At 69.7% G+C, this 15,998-nt stretch carries 16 protein-coding genes; 7 read left to right on the top strand and 9 right to left on the bottom strand.

Going from position 1 to position 15,998, the window contains the following annotated elements; all coding sequences use genetic code 11:
* Positions 1-4: 4 nt before the first annotated feature.
* Both cysK and GF068_RS40325 read right to left on the bottom strand, forming a co-directional pair.
* Positions 5-970: a cysteine synthase A gene (gene cysK, locus GF068_RS40320; protein ID WP_153824878.1), complete on the bottom strand. Its 966-nt coding sequence runs from the start codon at positions 968-970 to the stop codon at positions 5-7.
* Between the two features lie 7 nt (positions 971-977).
* Entirely contained in the window at positions 978-1,424 is a 447-nt protein-coding gene (locus tag GF068_RS40325) for an Rrf2 family transcriptional regulator (protein WP_206079660.1), read from the bottom strand.
* A gap of 64 nt (positions 1,425-1,488) precedes the next feature.
* Between GF068_RS40325 and GF068_RS40330 the strand changes: the two genes are divergently transcribed.
* From GF068_RS40330 to GF068_RS40360, 7 genes are all read left to right on the top strand, one after another.
* Positions 1,489-1,743, top strand: a complete 255-nt coding sequence (locus GF068_RS40330) for a hypothetical protein (protein ID WP_153824879.1) — start codon at positions 1,489-1,491, stop codon at positions 1,741-1,743.
* 173 nt (positions 1,744-1,916) lie between these two features.
* Complete coding sequence (locus GF068_RS40335) at positions 1,917-2,456, top strand: hypothetical protein (RefSeq protein ID WP_153824880.1); 540 nt, start codon at positions 1,917-1,919, stop codon at positions 2,454-2,456.
* Between the two features lie 146 nt (positions 2,457-2,602).
* On the top strand, positions 2,603-3,061 hold the full coding sequence (locus GF068_RS40340) for a DUF6978 family protein (protein WP_153824881.1): 459 nt from the start codon (positions 2,603-2,605) through the stop codon (positions 3,059-3,061).
* A complete protein-coding gene (locus GF068_RS40345; protein WP_153824882.1) occupies positions 3,058-3,834 on the top strand; it encodes a DUF1828 domain-containing protein in 777 nt (258 codons plus the stop codon). The genes GF068_RS40340 and GF068_RS40345 overlap by 4 nt, the downstream gene beginning before the upstream one ends.
* Before the next feature lie 132 nt (positions 3,835-3,966).
* On the top strand, positions 3,967-4,440 hold the full coding sequence (locus GF068_RS40350; RefSeq protein WP_338046770.1) for an NUDIX domain-containing protein: 474 nt from the start codon (positions 3,967-3,969) through the stop codon (positions 4,438-4,440).
* A 48-nt stretch (positions 4,441-4,488) separates the two neighbouring features.
* Complete coding sequence (locus tag GF068_RS40355; RefSeq protein ID WP_153824883.1) at positions 4,489-6,180, top strand: acyl-CoA dehydrogenase family protein; 1,692 nt, start codon at positions 4,489-4,491, stop codon at positions 6,178-6,180.
* A gap of 98 nt (positions 6,181-6,278) precedes the next feature.
* Positions 6,279-6,605, top strand: coding sequence for a hypothetical protein (locus GF068_RS40360; protein ID WP_153824884.1), 327 nt, complete (start codon positions 6,279-6,281; stop codon positions 6,603-6,605).
* A gap of 7 nt (positions 6,606-6,612) precedes the next feature.
* On the opposite strand, the gene GF068_RS40365 is transcribed toward GF068_RS40360, so the two are convergent.
* From GF068_RS40365 to GF068_RS40395, 7 genes are all read right to left on the bottom strand, one after another.
* Entirely contained in the window at positions 6,613-7,548 is a 936-nt protein-coding gene (locus tag GF068_RS40365; protein WP_153824885.1) for an RpnC/YadD family protein, read from the bottom strand.
* Positions 7,549-7,646: 98 nt separating this feature from the next.
* Positions 7,647-9,164, bottom strand: coding sequence for an ATP-binding protein (locus tag GF068_RS40370; RefSeq protein ID WP_153824886.1), 1,518 nt, complete (start codon positions 9,162-9,164; stop codon positions 7,647-7,649).
* Positions 9,165-9,207: 43 nt separating this feature from the next.
* Complete coding sequence (locus GF068_RS40375) at positions 9,208-10,620, bottom strand: inorganic phosphate transporter (RefSeq protein WP_153824887.1); 1,413 nt, start codon at positions 10,618-10,620, stop codon at positions 9,208-9,210.
* 230 nt (positions 10,621-10,850) lie between these two features.
* Positions 10,851-11,780: a DUF4397 domain-containing protein gene (locus tag GF068_RS40380; protein WP_153824888.1), complete on the bottom strand. Its 930-nt coding sequence runs from the start codon at positions 11,778-11,780 to the stop codon at positions 10,851-10,853.
* Positions 11,781-11,899: 119 nt separating this feature from the next.
* The gene (locus GF068_RS40385; protein WP_153824889.1) at positions 11,900-12,865 is read right to left on the bottom strand and encodes a tetratricopeptide repeat protein; all 966 of its coding nucleotides are present in this window, start codon (positions 12,863-12,865) and stop codon (positions 11,900-11,902) included.
* A gap of 13 nt (positions 12,866-12,878) precedes the next feature.
* On the bottom strand, positions 12,879-14,687 hold the full coding sequence (locus GF068_RS40390; protein ID WP_153824890.1) for a DUF885 domain-containing protein: 1,809 nt from the start codon (positions 14,685-14,687) through the stop codon (positions 12,879-12,881).
* Positions 14,688-14,779: 92 nt separating this feature from the next.
* Positions 14,780-15,985: a hypothetical protein gene (locus GF068_RS40395; protein WP_153824891.1), complete on the bottom strand. Its 1,206-nt coding sequence runs from the start codon at positions 15,983-15,985 to the stop codon at positions 14,780-14,782.
* Between the last annotated feature and the right edge of the window lie 13 nt (positions 15,986-15,998).

Raw genomic sequence — 15,998 nt, forward strand, 5'->3', positions numbered from 1 at the left:
GTCGTTACTTGAAGTACTCGTCGAGGCTGAAATAACGCTCGCCCGTGTCACAAAGCACGGTGACCACGTTGGCCTGGGGGCCGAGCGCGCGCGCGACATCGAGCGCGACACGCACGGCCGCGCCCGCGCTGATGCCCACGAGCAGCCCCTCCTCGCGGGCGAGCGCGACCTTCGTCTCGTAGGCCGCGCGTTCGCTCACCGTGCGCACCTCGTCGACGTGCTCGCGGTGATAGTTCCTCGGCACGAACCCCGGCGCGAGGCCCTGGATCTTCGTCGGTCCGCGCTCGCCGCGCGAGATCGTGGCGCAGGCCTCGGGCTCGACGGCGATGATACGCGGGCTCGGCTTCCTCCGGCGCAGCACCTCGCCGACGCCGCTCACCGTGCCGCCCGTGCCGACGCCGGCGACGAACGCGTGGATCGGCTCGTTCGCCATGGCGTGCAGGATCTCGCGGGCCGTCGTCTCGCCGTGGGCGCGTGGGTTCTCGGGGTTGTCGAACTGGCCCGGCATGAAGGCGCCCTTCGTCGTCCGGACGATCTCGCGGGCCTTCTCGATCGCGCCTTCCATCTGCGCCTCGGCCTCGGTGAGGATCACCTCGGCGCCGTACGCTTCGAGGAGCTGCCTTCGCTCGAGGCTCATGCTCGCGGGCATCGTGAGCACGCAGCGATACCCCTTCGCCGCGCAGACGAGCGCGAGCCCGATCCCCGTATTGCCGCTCGTCGGCTCCACGACGACGCCGCCCGGCCCGAGGGCGCCGCTCGCCTCGGCGGCCTCGATCATCACGAGGCAGATGCGGTCCTTCACCGATCCGCCCGGGTTCTGCTGCTCGGCCTTCGCGAAGACGCGGCCACGTGGCCCTTCACGGTCGAGCTTTCGAATCTCGAAGAGCGGCGTGTCGCCGACGAGGTCGAGCACCGAGCCGACCACGCGCGGGTGCGAGGGCAATGCGGGTTTCTGGGCGGGCTCGGCCATCACGCTCCTAGATGACGTAATCGACCCGATCGGCCTCGCCGCGGCGGAGACCGAGGGCCTCGCCGCGCTCGACGACGTCGGCGATCGAGATGTCGTCGAAGGCCTTCTCGATGGCGACCGCGAGGTCCTTGAAGATGGCCGCCGTGGCGTCCGGCCCGCCGCGCTCGCCTTCGTCCTCGGCGGGGCAGACGACGATCGGGCCTTCGAGCGCGCGGAAGACGTCGCCGAGCGTGATCTCGGCGGCGGGCCTCGCGAGGTGATACCCTCCGCGTGGACCACGCTTGGCGCCCAGGATCCCGGCCTTCTTCAGGTCCTGGAAGATCTGCTCCAGGAACCGCGCGGGGATCGTCTCGCGCTCGGCGATCTCCCGGATCTGCGTGGGCCCGCCGTCGTCGTGGAAGGCGATGTCGAACAACGCGCGCACCCCGTAGCGGCCCTTGTTGGACAACTTCACAGCGCACGGGTGTAAGTTGTTGCATCGGAATAGTCAAGAACCCGCGCCGTCGACCCGGTCCGAGGTGGGCTCGAACACGTGGGGTGACCCTGCGGACCCGGTCGTCGAGCTGTTCGACCCGATCGCAGACCTGCTCGCCCCGGTCGTCGACCTGCTCGACCCGGTCGTCGAGCTGTTCGACCCGATCGCAGACCTGCTCGCCCCGGTCGTCGACCTGCTCGACCCGGTCGTCGAGCTGTTCGACCCGATCACGGACCAGCTCGACCCGATCGTCGACCGGGTGGACCCGATCGATCGACCGCCTCGACCCCTTCGATGAAACAGCAAGTTTCCGTCTGTATGACCCTTCGAGCCATCGCGTCGAAAGACCACGCATCGATTCCGCAGGCTCGATAACCCCATCGACGCCCCTTCGGGATCCAGAATGGCCCTCCGCGCCTCGATGCGTGTTTCGCGGGGGTCTGATCCTGGAGAGGGAACACGGAGAATGCCATGCCCGCCACGCCCATCCCCGTCGGTTCGCTCGTCATCGATTGTTCGAAGCAGGGTTCGTTTCTCGTGGACCTGCCGCATCGCGGTCTACGCGGTCTGCTCGTCGAGCGCGCCGGGTTCATCGAGGTGCTCGGAGAGATCCTCGCCAATCAGGCGACGGTCGGCCCCAAGGCCGGCGTCACGCAGGACGACGTCGACGGGATCCTGCTCGACAATGCGTACATCGACGAAATCGACGCGATCCTGCCCGCCGCCCGCAAGCTCGTCGAGCTGCTCGTGGAGAGCCGCGCGTTTTATGACGACGACAGGCAGCGCAGAGTCCACGCCATCGCGAACCTCATCGAGGGCCGCGCGCGTACGACCGGCGTTATCGAATTGTTGGCGAAATACGAAAAGACCCGCACGTACCGCTCGGCCACCGGCGTGAAGGGCGCCAAGACACGCAAGGCGAAGGCGAAGGCGAAGGCGCAGCAGGCGCAGACGCAGACGCAGACGCCCCCCATCGTCACCCCGCCGTTCGTCCCGGCCGGTACGCAATAACGGTCGGCTGGACTCCCTCCCTCCCCGAACACCCGGCTTCGCGGCCGGGTGTTTGCCTTGCCCATCCGAAGCCTGAGTCTTCATCCCTTCCGCCCTTGACAGGAACTCCGACTTGTTGTGTGGATGATGCCGCTCGAGGAGAAGGCATGCTCACCCAGTCGGAGTTCGAGGCCATGATTGCCGACGCCAGCAAGCGCATCGAAGGCGACATCTCTTGGCGTGAGGACGAGGATCATTCTCCCGCTGTCGAGTTCCGGGTGGAGGTTCTGTCCAACGCTGGGCACCCGCTAACCTTGAAAGGTAGCTACAATCCGCTCGCCGGGTCCCTGTCCTACACGCTCATCCACCGTGCGGCCGGACGGGTCTATGCTCTCGACATGGGCAAGGACCACCGAAATCCTTCGGGCGTGCTCGTCGGGGAGAAACACAAACATCGGTGGAAAGAGAAATATCGAGATAAGGAAGCGTACGTTCCGGATGACATCACCGCTCCGTTGACCCAGCCTGTTCAGGTCTGGTCTCAGTTCTGTGCCGAGGCCAAGATTACCCACCAAGGCATGCTGCACCAGCCGCCCTCAGCAAGTGAAATGGACCCGTTCTCATGAACATCGAACCGTGCAGGCTGGTCGCTGAGCAACTGGGAGCGCTTTTTGTCTGCACTCCCCACGATGCGTACATCCGGATGCGCACGCCGCTGCTCTACCCTGATGGGGATGTCATCGACATCTTCGTCCGCCCGCAGGGAAACAGGATGCTCGTTACGGACCTTGGGGAGAGCCTTCGGTGGCTACGGACGCAAACGGCCAGCGCGAGCCGGAGGTCGCCCAAGCAGCAGACGATGATCCAGGACGTTTGCCAAACGCACGGAATCGAGCTGTTCAAGGGCATGCTGGTATTACGAGACGTGGAACCAACGAGGTTGGCAGAAGCTGTTTTGCGGCTGGGGCAGGCCGCAAGCCGAGTAGGCGACCTCTGGTTCACGATGCGCACGAGAACGGCGCAGTCGGTAACCGACGAAGTGGAAGATCTTCTTCGCGCGAACGATCTGCCCTTCGAGCGGGGCAGAAAGATGCGTGGGGGTTCCGGTCGCGATTACAACGTCGACTTCGAAGTGCATGCCCCGAAGCATCTGTCCTTGGTTCAGGTTCTCAGTACGGGAAGCCGCGCCGCTACCGCGGGTTTGGTTGAACACACCTATACCCTATGGTCGGAACTCGCATACCACAAGGCGCCTGGCAACCCAATGAAGTTCGTATCGCTGTTGGATGATACCGTCGATGTGTGGGCCAGAGAAGACTTCAGGCTGCTCGAGACTGTCTCGGATCAAATCGTGATGTGGTCGCGCCCAGACGCGGTGGTTCAGGCATTGGTCGCGTAGTTTGGCTTACCAATGACGCCTGGACGCATGATCGCGAACACGTGAGGTTGTCCCCCCAACCATCGCGGCCGGGTGTTTGCCTTGCCCATCCGAAGCCTTCCCCTCCTCCCTCGCGCCGGGTATCCTGCGCGCGTGTCCCGCAGGCCGATCCCCACCTGGTTCTTCGCGATGGTCGTCGTGCGGCGCGCTGACGAGTTCCTGCTCGTGCACGAGCGCGGGCACGGGCAAACGTGGTACCTGCCCGGCGGGCGCGTCGAGCCGGGCGAGCGGATCGTCGACGCCGCGGTCCGCGAGACACTCGAGGAGGCCGGCGTACGCGCCGCGATCCAGGGCGTGCTCCGCGTCGAGCACTCGCCGCACCCGAGCGGCACGGCGCGCTGCCGCGTGTTTTTCCTGGCGAGGCCCGAGGGCGACCCGACCCCGAAGATCGAGCCGGACGAGCACTCGCTCGGCGCCCGATGGGTGAAGCTCGACGAGCTCCAGGGTTTGCCCCTGCGCGGCGAAGAGGCCCGCGAGATCCTGAATGCGGTCGCGGCCGGCGCCCCGTCCTATCCGCTCTCCGTGCTCACCTACGAGGGGGCCGCGTGGGGGCCGCGCCGCGTGTAGATTCTGCGTAACGCCGGGCGCCGAATCTGCGTATACTCCCGGCGCGCCATGGCCTTCTACCAAGCTCCCCCCGCGATCGGGAACCAGTACGACGACGACCGCGTCCTCCGCTCGTACCTCGGGCGTATCCTGCCGGCCGACGTCCTCGGCCGCGTCGAGCCCGAGCTACGCGAGATGGGCGAGCTCGCCGGCGGCGAACTCTACCGGCTCCAGCTCGAGGACCGCCTGAACGAGCCCAAGCTGACGCAGTGGGACGCGTGGGGGCGCCGCGTCGATCAGATCGAGGTCACGCCGCTCTGGAAGCGGGCCGCGCGGATCGCCACCGAAAAAGGCGTGGTCGCGACGGCCTACGAGAAGCGGAGCGGCGAGCTCTCGCGCGTGCACCAGTTTGCCCTGGTCTACCTCTTCGATTCCTCGACCGACGTCTACACCTGCCCGCTCGCGATGACCGACGGCGCCGCCAAGACGCTGCTGTCGCACCGCGACGTGCGTGACGAGGCCGATTTCGCGGCCCGCGCTTTCGCGCGGCTGACGAGCCGGGATCCGGCGCTCGCGTGGACGAGTGGGCAATGGATGACCGAGCGCACGGGCGGGAGCGACGTGGGGCTCTCGGAGACGGAGGCGCGGCGGGACGCGGAGGGCCATTACCGGCTCCACGGGACGAAATGGTTCACCTCGGCGACGACCTCGCAGATGGCCCTGACGCTGGGCCGGCCCGAGGGCAACCCGCCCGGCGGCCGCGGGCTCGCGCTGTTTTACGTCGAGGTCTTCGGGCCGGACGGGCGGATGAACGGGATCGAGGTCAATCGATTGAAGGACAAACTCGGCACGCGCAAGGTGCCGACGGCCGAGCTCACGCTCGCGGGCGCGCTGGCCGTGCCGGTGAAGGGGCTGTCGGACGGGATCCGTAACATCTCGCCGATGCTGAACGTGACGCGGACGTGGAACGCGGTCTGCGCGGCGGCGGGCATGCGGCGCGGGCTCGCGCTCGCCCGCGATTACGCGCGCCGCCGGGTGCAGTTCGGCGCGCCGCTCTCGGACAAACCCTTGCACGTCGACACGCTCGCCGACCTCGCGGCGGAGTCGGAGGGCGCTTTCCACCTCGCGTTCCGCGCCGTCGAGCTGCTCGGGCGCGAGGAGGCGGGCGTGATCACGGAGTCGGAGGCGCGCCTCTTGCGGCTAGTGACGCCGCTCGCGAAGCTCACGACGGGCAAGCAGGCGGTCACGGTGCTGAGCGAGGTGCTCGAATGCTTCGGCGGCGCCGGCTACGTGGAGGACACGGGGATCCCGCGCCTCTATCGCGACGCGCAGGTTCTGCCGATCTGGGAGGGCACGACGAACGTGCTCTCGCTCGATACGCTCCGGGCCCTGCAAAAGGAGGGTCCGCTCGAGGATCTGCTGGCCGACATTCGATCCCTCGTGGCCACGGCGTCGGACGAGGCGCTGCGGAGGGCGGGCGAGGGGGCGATCGCCGCGGCGACCCACGCGGCGCGCTGGCTCGTCGAGTCGTTCCAGAAGGATCCGCTCGGGGTCGAGGCGGGCGCGCGGCGGTTCGCGCTGACGCTCGGCCGCGCCTACGAGCTCGCGCTGCTCGTGCGCCACGCGTCACACGCGCTCGCGAAGGAGGGAGAGACGCGCCCGCGCGCCGCGGCGCTGCGATTTTACGCGCGCGGCGTGGATCTCGTGCGGGACGAGGAGGATCGCGCGCTCGCCGCCGCGCTGGCGAACGACGTCGGCTGACGCGACGTGTCAGGTCCGGGCGTGACCTCTTTTGGATTTCGTGCAACCTCGGCAGGGCTTAGGATGCCGACCTTCCGTTTCAGAAGGGAGCCCGGATCATGTACGTTGCGCGTTGGCAGTTCACGGCTCGGTTCGGTCGCAAGGACGAGTGTCTGAAGGTGCTGCGGAAGTGGTACGTCGACGTGGCCCAGCGTATTGGCTGGCGCTCGCTCCGCGTGCTCGCCGGCAGCATCGGCGGGCCCGAGTCGCAGGTCGAGCTCGAGGTGCCGCTCGATAACGTGGAAGACCTCGAGGCCGCATGGCGTGACATGGCCGCTGTCCCGTACCACGCCGAGTATCAGAAGCAGCTCGGCGAGCTGATCGTGCACGGCACCGAACGCTGGACGATCCACCGGGTGGCGGATCTGACGCCGTCCGAGTCCTGAAGCGGGCCTACGCCACGACGTCCTCGGGTGTCTTCGCCACGAGGACACGCGCCGTCCACGAATCGAGCGTGGCCGAATCCGCTGCCTCGATACGGGCCACGACAGCCTGGGGCAACTCGCCGAAGCGAAGGCGCAAGAGCTGCAGCATGGTGTGGCGTTGCCCTTCGAGCTGTCCTTCCTGGCGTCCTTCCCGGCGTCCTTCCTGGCGTCCTTCCTGGCGTCCTTCCTGGCGTCCTTCCTGGCGTCCTTCCTGGCGTCCCAGGTCCTTGGCCTGGCGCTCCCACATCTCCATGATTTCTTGCGTGTTCATGAGCAGCTCCTCGTCCGTGGGGGTGACAGGGTCGGTCGCGGCTTCGATACGGTAGCGTATCAGGATCGGCAGGGCGATGCATCGCTCGAAGTCGTCCGCCCGCAGTGTCTTGAGCTCCTCGAGGGCTCGCCGAAGGGTTCGTCCGCGTCCCATGAGCCGGAGAAGCAGGGTCGAGCGGTCCTCCGGGAGCTCACGGGTGACGACGACCGACGTGTGCAGGCCAGGCGCGAACGCATAGATGCCCCGCGGCCAGGTCCGCTTGCTGCGCGCCGCGAGCGCGCGCAGGCCTTTCGTGGGGCGTCCAGCGGAGAGGACCCATAGATGAGGTAACGGCGGAGGTGCCTCGCGTCCGAGGAGGACATGCCTCAGGTTGAGTTGCTTGCGGACGCACGCGACGATCTCGATGTCGTCGGGGGTCTCGGAGAAGACCTCGAACGTGCACGCCGAGCGGCTCATTCGACCGAGGAGGCTCGCGCCCAAGGAGGACGAAGGAGGGCGCGTCGGATCGGGGACGAACCAGCCATCGACGCGCTGCGGGTCGGGGCTCACCTCGACCTCGGGCGTGAAGACCCCGAGGGGCGCGAGCGCCGCGCGGAGGAGCTGCTTGAAAGCCTGGTCGTAACGCGTGTGCACGACGGGCACTCTTCCATGCGAGGGGCCCGCGGGCAAACCGGTGTGCCCCCGTCAGGGTTCGTCCGCGAAATTTGGTTTGGCTCAGCCAAACCTCCACCCTACGCCCTGAGCACCCGCGCCGACCGTCCCTTCGCCGTCGTCGTCTCCTCGAGCTTCACGCGCTCCCCCGCGGCACGTTTGCCCCGGCGGTCGAAGACCACGACCGTGCCGCCCCCGAGCCCCTCCGCGTCGAGCAGGTCCTCCAGAAAGCCGAGCGCGCGCGCCTTCGCCCCCGGCTCTCCTTTGCGGCGTGACACGAGGACGAATGCCTCGTTTTGCGGGTCTCCCCCCGAGAGCGGTACACGCACCGTCACGTCGATCCGGCCGCGCGAGCCGCCCCAGCGCACGTCCACCCAGCCGCGCGGCTCCACCATCCGGTACAGATACCCCAGAAACACGAGCTCGGGCGCGACCCCCTCGTACGCCACGTCCGTCACGAGGTGGCGAGCGTGTGTCGCGTAAAACACGGCGAACGCGTGGAGGAGCGCCCCCACGTCGAGGGCGCCGTCTGTCTTGTAAAACCGCGCCGGATCCCCCGCGACGGCGCGCCCCGCGCCCGAGGCGAGCAGGCGCGGGACGAGCGCGCGGTGGAGGCCGCCGAGGACACGCGCAGGGTCGTCCTCGGCGAGCAAGCCGAGGTCGCGGGTATGGCGGACGTCGTCCTCGTGCGCCCGCGCCACGAGCGCCGTGCCCGCGAGCAGAGGCTCGATCACGCGGCGGACCCGAGGCTCGGCGAGGCGCGCGGCGAGGGCGTCGATCGGCGTCACGCGGCGATCGACGAGGCGCCGGAGCGCCGCGTGGACGTGCCCCTCGTGAATGGATTCGGCGCGCGGGACGTGCGTCACGAGCTCGCGGCCGAGCGCCTGCACGAGGAATGGATGGCCCGCCGTCGCCGCGCGCGCCGCGCGAATCGCGCCTTCGTCGAAGGCCTGCCCCGTCTCGTGGGTGTGCTGCGTATACAGCGCGCGAATCTCGTCCTCGGTGAAGCTGCGCAGGGATCCGGAAGACGCCGCGATCGTGAAGGGGCCCGGTGATTCGAGGCGCAAATCGTGGTCGGCCGCGAGGGCGATCGACCAGGGGAACGCCGCGGGGCGGCGCGGAGACCCGGCCTCGAGCTGGCGCAAGACCGTCCGGAGCGCGGCGCCGTGCAGGGTGTCCACGCCGTCGAAGAAGAGGACGAGCGGGCGAGGACAACCCCGCGCCCACGCCGAGAGCGCCGCCCATATCCGCGCGCCCTCCGCCGAGGCGGGGAAGGGCGGCGGGCAGAGCGCGGGCGGCAAATCGTGCTCCGCGGAGAGGCGGAGCGAGGCGAGCAATACCTCTTCGGCGCGGGCGAGGTCCTCGCCGAGGGGCTCGCCGATCTCGGCGGAGATCACGAGCGCGGCATATCGACCCGACGCCGTGAGCTCGGCCGCGAGGGCCCGCAAGGTCGTGGTCTTGCCCGTGCGCCGCGGCGCTCGCACCAGGAAATACGCGCCCTCGTCGACGAGGCCGAGGCCCTCGGCGAGCCGCGGCGCCCGGGGCAGGTGGTAGTGGCGCGCAGGATCGCAGGGACCCTCGGTGGTGAAGGTGCGCATGAGCGAGGCGCAGGATATCGAAGGGCGCCTCGGCCGAGAACCGTCAGCCGAGGATCGCGCGGAGGAGCAGGAAAAACAGCCCCGAGAGGGTCATCGACGCGGGCAGGGTGAGCACCCACGCGAGGCCGATGTTCCGCACCGTCGAGCTCTGCAGGCCCGACTGCTGCGCGACCATCGTGCCGGCGATGCCCGAGGAGAGCACGTGTGTCGTGCTCACGGGCAGCCCGAGCCAGGCCGAGACGCCGATCGTGCTCGCCGCGACGATCTCCGCCGAGGCGCCTTGCGCGTACGTGAGGTGGCTCTTGCCGATCTTCTCGCCGACCGTCACGACGATACGCTTCCAGCCGACCATCGTGCCGATGCCGAGCGAGAGCGCGATCGCCACGAGGACCCAGCTCGGCGCGTACTCGGTGAGCCCACGCAGGGCCTTGCGCTCCTCCGCGAGCTTCTTCGCCTCGGCGGGCGTGAGGCCGAGGTGGCCGCCCTTCTGCATGTTGTCGATGGACTTGTCCGCGAGCAGGAGATCCTGCCGGAACTTGAAGCGATCCATCGCCGGGATCTCGTGCGCCGACGCGCGACCTTCGAGGCAATGGTGGAGCTCGTCGAGGCGCGCGAGCGTCTTCTCGGCCTCCACCTTGGAGTGCTGATCGTAGTGGCCGCGGACGAGCGCGGCGACGTTGTCCGTCGCGCGCAGCGTGCGCTCGAGCTCCGCGGGGCTCGCGTTCATGTTGATCGCGAAGCCCGCGGGGACGAGGCCGATCAGGATGAGCATCACGAGGCCCACGCCCTTCTGGCCGTCGTTCGAGCCGTGCGCGAAGCTCACGGCCGCGCAGGTCGAGACGAGCAGGGCGCGGGTGCCGGGCGGCGGAGGCGCGTCCTTCGGCGGCGCCTCGAGCAGCTTCTTGTTCGTCGTGTACCGCTTGATCAGCACGACGAGCAGCGCCGCGAGGCTGAAGCCGAAGAGGGGCGAGACGAGCAACGCGACGCCGATGTCGGCGGCCTTGCTCCAGCTCACGCCGTCGCCGAACCTGTGGCCGGGCAAGAGCGAGTTGGCGATGCCGACGCCGAGGATCGCGCCGATGAGGGTGTGCGAGCTCGACGCGGGCAGGCCGAGGTACCAGGTGCCGAGGTTCCAGGAGATCGCCGCGAGCAGGAGCGCGAGCACCATCGCGAGGCCCGCGCCCACGCCGCTCGAGACGAGCAGCTCCACGGGCAGGAGCTTCATGATGCCCATCGCGACCGCGATGCCGCCGAGGAAGACGCCGACGAAGTTGCAGACGCCGGAGAGGACGACGGCGACGTGGGGCTTCAGGGAGTTCGTGTAGATGACCGTCGCGACCGCGTTGGCGGTGTCGTGAAAGCCGTTCACGAACTCGAAGCCGAGGGCGATCAAGAGGCAGAGCACGAGGAGCACGCGCACCCCGTTGCCGAGCGACGGATCGAGAAGAGCCTCCATGAAAACGAGTGCCTTTCGGCGCCCCGAGGCCGTCCTTCCGCGCCATGTCCCGAAGGGCATCACGCGTCGGAGACGCGGGGCGTCGTCTCCTTACTGGAACGGGCATGCGCACGCTAGGTGCACGACCGTCACAGCACCGTGACAAGCGGGTGTCTGGCGGATGGAAGTGCAGGAGGAACGAACGCGTCAGCGTGCTGGCTTCCTGCGCCAGCCAGGAGGGAGCGGCGCGGTCAGGGCGCGACGTTGCAGGTGGTCAGGAGGTCCGTCGGCATGTTGTCCACGCAGACGAGGGCCTTGAGGGGCGCGTTCGGGGCGCCTGCGAGCTTGCCGATGGCCCAGGCCGTCACGATGGCGCCGCCCGGCACGTCGACGGGCTCGATCGTGAGCACGTCGTCGTTCATGTTCGCGACACGGACGGAGACGGCCGCGCCCGCGATCGGATCGGTCTCGAGGTAGGCCTTGCCGTCGATCATGCCCTCCATCGGGTAGGGGACGTCGGCGAAGAGCTTCGTGAAGGTGTCTCCCTTGCCGAGGCCCACGTCGACGTTCGGCGCGTCGGGCGACGTGTGGACGAAGCGGAGCTTGACCTTGCCCGCCGCGGGCACGCCGTCGTCGACGAAGGCCTTCACCTCGAACGCGTTCTGCGCGCCCGCCGCGAGCTCGCCGATGGCCGCGAGCGTGTAGAACTCGCCGCCCGTGACCTTGACGCCGGGGATGTCGGGCAGACCCGCGAGCGACTGCGTGCAGTCGGCCGCGTTGGGCGCGACGAGGCGCGCCGTGTACGTGGTCTCGTCGAGCTCGAGGTACCTGGTCACGTTCGGGTACGGGAGCCCCTCGGTCGCGCCGAGCGACTTCAGCACGGGGCCGACGAACTCGCCGCCCTCGGGCTGGACGCAGAAGTCCACCGCCGGGGCGTCCGGCGCGAGGTGCGCGACACGCACGTTGGCCTTGGCGCCGCCGCCGCCGCCGCCGCCCGCGCCGCCCATGCCACCGACGCCGCCCGCGCCGCCCGCGCCGCCCGTACCGCCCGTGCCGCCCGTACCGCCCGCTGCGCCGCTGCCGCCGTTGCCCCCCGTACCGGCGGGGTCATCGCCGCAGCCGGCGGCGGCAAGAAGAGCAAGGATCGAGGTGAAACCAACGAGCATTCCAAGAGTCTTCACCAGACAACCTCCAAGACGAAGTCCACCGGGGCTCCTTGCCCCGGCAGGTTCGACCTAGAGCGTTGTTCAAGGTTGGCAAGTCCTTGTTCAACGTTTGAAGCAAAGGTTCGACGCCCAGGTCAAGGCGCGGGCGCCGTGGCGTCGAGGAACGCGCGGATTCCAGCGGTGATCGAATGATCTACCCCGAAATCCCGCGCGGCGAGGGCGTAGGCCCGCTCGTAAAAGGGACGCGCTTCGCCCGCGCGGCCCTTGGCGACGAGCAGGTGGCCGAGGCGCACCAGCGTCGGGCGGACGTCTGCATGTTCATGGTCTGTCGAAGCTTCGTACGTGGCCAGCGCCTCGCGGTACATGGCCTCGGCCTCCTCGGCGCGGCCCTCCGCCTCGAGGACCGTCGCGAGGTTGTGCTGAGCCGCGCCGAGGAGCGCGGGGCGCGGCGCATGCTCCCCGAGGATGCCGATCGCGCGGCGTAACGATCGCGCGGCGTCGTCGCGCCGGCCCGCCGCCGCGAGCACGGTGCCGAGGTTGTAGAGGACCTCGGCGGAAGGACGCGAGCGCGCGCCGTGGACACGTTCGGTGATGGAGAGCGCGCGGCCGAGGAGGAGCTCGGCCTCCGCAGCTTGTTTCTGCTTGCCGAGGAGCAAGCCGAGCCGGCCCGCGACGTCGGCGATCGCAGCCTCGTCGGGCGTGCGCATGCGCTCGTAGCCCGCGAGCAGTCGGCGGTAGAGGCGGATGGTCTCGTCGAACGTTCCCGCGCGCTCGTGGATCGCCGCGGCGAGCTCGTAGAGCTTCGGCAAGCGGGGCTCGGTGGGCGCGCCGGCGAGCGCCTCGGCGATGCGGATGGCGCGCGTGCACGCGGCGAGCGCGTCGTCGGTGCGACCCGCGGAGAGACGCGCCGCCGCCATCACGTAGAGCGGCGTCGTGAGTTCGGCGGCCTCCGCGCCGAAGACCTCCTCGCCGATCACGAGCGCAGCTTCGGCCTCGGACTCGGCCTCGGCGGCGCGCTCGCCTTCGAGCAGCGCGGGCAAGGCCGAGAGCTTCTGCTCGAACGCCCGCCTTCGCAGGGCGCGACGCAGGCGCCGGAGCATGCCGCGCGCCTCCCTACGGCCGGACGAGCGCCCGCAGGTGGCGCATCGAGGGCGAGCCGAAGCTCAGGACTTTGTCGTGGAACGTCCTCTCCGTGAAGCCCGGCGCGCCTTCGTTTTCGGCGCGCAGCTTCATCATCTCGGTGAAGCCGTAGTAGTACGTCGTGAGCTGCGCGCTCGTGAGCCGCGCGCGTTTCCACTTGCCCACGGCCTCGCCCTCCTCCTGGAACGCCTCGTTCGTCATGAGCGCGAGCCCCTCGGCTTCGGTCATCGCGCCGGCGTGCACGCCGTGGTCGAGCAGCGCGTTGACCGCGAGCCGCAGGACCATCTTCTCGCGCTGGATCCGCACCTTCGGGCCGCCGAAGCCGTGCTTGGCCATGACCCACTCGCTGTAGACGGCCCAGCCCTCGACGAAGGGGCCGCTCGAGAAGACGGCGCGTAGCTTCGAGGGGAAGCGGTTGTTGTGCATGAGCTGCAGGAAATGCCCGGGCATCGCCTCGTGCACGGTGAGGTCGGCGAGCATGCTGCGGTTGTACTCGCGGTAGAACGAGAGCCTCCGCTTGTCGTCCCAGTCGTTCGGCGTGGGCGCGATGGCGTAGAAGGTCTCGGCGCGTGGCTCGAGCGGGCCCGAGGCGTCGCAATACGCGACGGCCACGCCGCGCCGGTACTCGGGCATCTCGATGACCTGACACGCCTCCTCGGGCATGCGCACGAGGTCGCGCTCGCGGACGAACACCGTCGCCTTTTGCAGGAGCTCACGCGCCTCGGCGACGATGCTCTCGTTCGTCGGATGATCGTCGCCGAGCGCCGCGAGGACCTCGCGGACGAGCGCCTTGCGGTCGACGAGCGTCGTCGTGGTCGGCAACTTCCGCTTCGGGAAGAGCGTCGGCCAGAGCTCCTTCGAGGTCTCGACCATCTCGGCCTGCGTGCGCTCGAGCAGCGCGCGGGCGCCCTTGGCGAGGGCGTCGACGTCGACGTCGTCGTCGAGGTAGAAGCGGAGCTTCTTCTCGAAGCGGGCGCGGCCGAGGCGGATCTCGCCGTCGCTGCGGGGCAGGAGGTCCTTCTCGAGGAAGGCCTGGAAGTCCTCGAGCGCCTTCGCCGCCCGCTCGCTCGCGGCGGCGAGCTCGGAGACGAGCGCCGCGTCGGGGAGCTTTCCGTACGGGGCGAGGACGTCGCCGCGGCAGAGTGAGACGAGGCCGCGGTTCTGCACGACGGCCGTCTCGGTGTGCAGGCGCGGCGGACGACGGAGCCGCTTCTTCGCGACCGCGACGATCGCGGGGATCCCTTCGAGCCTGCCCACGAGGCTCCGGGCGCGGGACAGCGGCGTGCCGAAGCTCCGCGTGACCAGCGGATCGAGGCCGTCGCCGACGAGGCGCGTGTAGTAGAGCGGGCTCTCTTCGGCCTCGCGCAGCTCGTCGATCGCGAAGAGCGCGTAACGGAGCTGGTTCTGGAGCATCGCATGATCCACGCGGCCCTGTGGGTCGAGCGCCGAGGTGGGGATCTTGCCGAGCTCGTCGAGCACGCCGACGTAGAAGCGTCGCGCCTCGGCCTCGCCCTCCTCGCTGCGATCGGGCCAGCGCGCGTCGTGCGCATGTTCGCCCGCCTCGGTGGACGCGACGGGCTCGCGCGCGAGGTAGCCCTTCAGGAACCGCTCCGCGAGCGCGGCGAAGGCGCGATCGGGCGCGTCGGGCGGGGCAGGGGGATCGGTCGGGCCGGGCGCGGAGGCGCTGCTGCCCGACGAGGCGACGCCGTCGGGGCGGACGGGCGGCGCTCCGCCGCCCGCCGGAGAGCACGACAGCACGGAGACCGAGGAGAAGGTGGACATGGCGGCGATCGCAAGGAGACGTCGGACGGACGCGGGGAGCACGATCGACGCTCTAGCCTTTCGCGAGCGCGAAGGGAACGGCGCTCGGGCGCTCAGATGCCCGTCGCGTCCCTGGCGAAGGTCGCGGCGACGGCCATGTCCTCCTCGACCGACGTGACGAGCGGGGCGAGCGCGGCCGCGAGCTGCGACGCGTCGCCGTGGCCGACGACCTCGACGAGGTGATTGCAGAGCGCGGGCACGAAGTCCTCCGCGGGCAACGAGACGTAACGCGCCATCTCGAGGACCGTGCCGCGCTCACCCGCGAACGCCGACGGCGCGGCCTCCTGCAGGATCGGCAGGCCGACGCTCGGGGGCACGCCGAGCCGGCCGAGCGCCATGTGCGCGAGGTAGATGGCCGCGACCTGGCTCTCGCGGCGCACGCGCTGGAAGACGCCCTCGCCGAAGGCATTTTGCCAGCGCCCGAGCTCGGCCGTGCGGCTGGCCTCGTAGCCGCCGAGCGGCGCGTCGGAGACGGGGACGAGCGCGGCGAGCACCTCGGCCGAGCCTTCTTCGAGCGCGAGGCCGCGGAGCGTGAGCAGGTCGTAGGCGCGGAGGAAGCCGACGAGGATGCGGCCCGCGCAGTCACGCACGAAGGGCCCGAGCGACTGGCCGATCGCCTCGGGAGGCGCGCCGGCCGCGAGCATCATGCCCGGGATGATCGCGCGCATCCGCCCGAGCGTGCCGCGGCGCGTGGGCGGGGCCGAGGAGCGAGGGCTCGGCGTGGAGACGGGCCCGCTCGCGGGCCCCGCGCTCGAGAGCGGCGCGCGGAAGCTGCCCGAGGGCGAGGCGCCGAGCTGCGCGACGCGGAAGCTGCCCGAGGCGCTGTCGCCGGCCGGGGGCATCGTCGAGGGGGAGGCGCCACGCGTCGTGATCGGCGACGGCGTGGAGACGGGCGCCGTCACGGCGCGCATGCTGGTCGTCGACGCGCGCCGGAGCGCCGCCGACGTGCCCGGATCTCCGACGAGGTGCAGCGCGGCGATGTCGATCGATCGGATCGTGGGGAACCGCGGCGGCAGTCGGAGCCGGAGCGCGGCGGCGAGCTCGGCCTCGGCGCCGATGACCTGCTCGTGATCCAGCGCCTCCCAGAGCAGCTCCTCCACGAGGGTCGCGGCGCGATCGGCCGCGTCGTCGGCGCTCCCCTGCGTCTGCGCCTCCGCGAAGTGCAAGGTCAGCTTGCCTCGCACGCGGCGATCGTTCTTCGTCTTCGCCGTGACGACGCGCGAAACGAGCTCCACATCGGCCGTGCTCCAGAAAGCCATCGCCTCTCGTCGT

The organism is Polyangium spumosum (assembly GCF_009649845.1).
GTDB lineage: Bacteria > Myxococcota_A > Polyangia > Polyangiales > Polyangiaceae > Polyangium > Polyangium spumosum.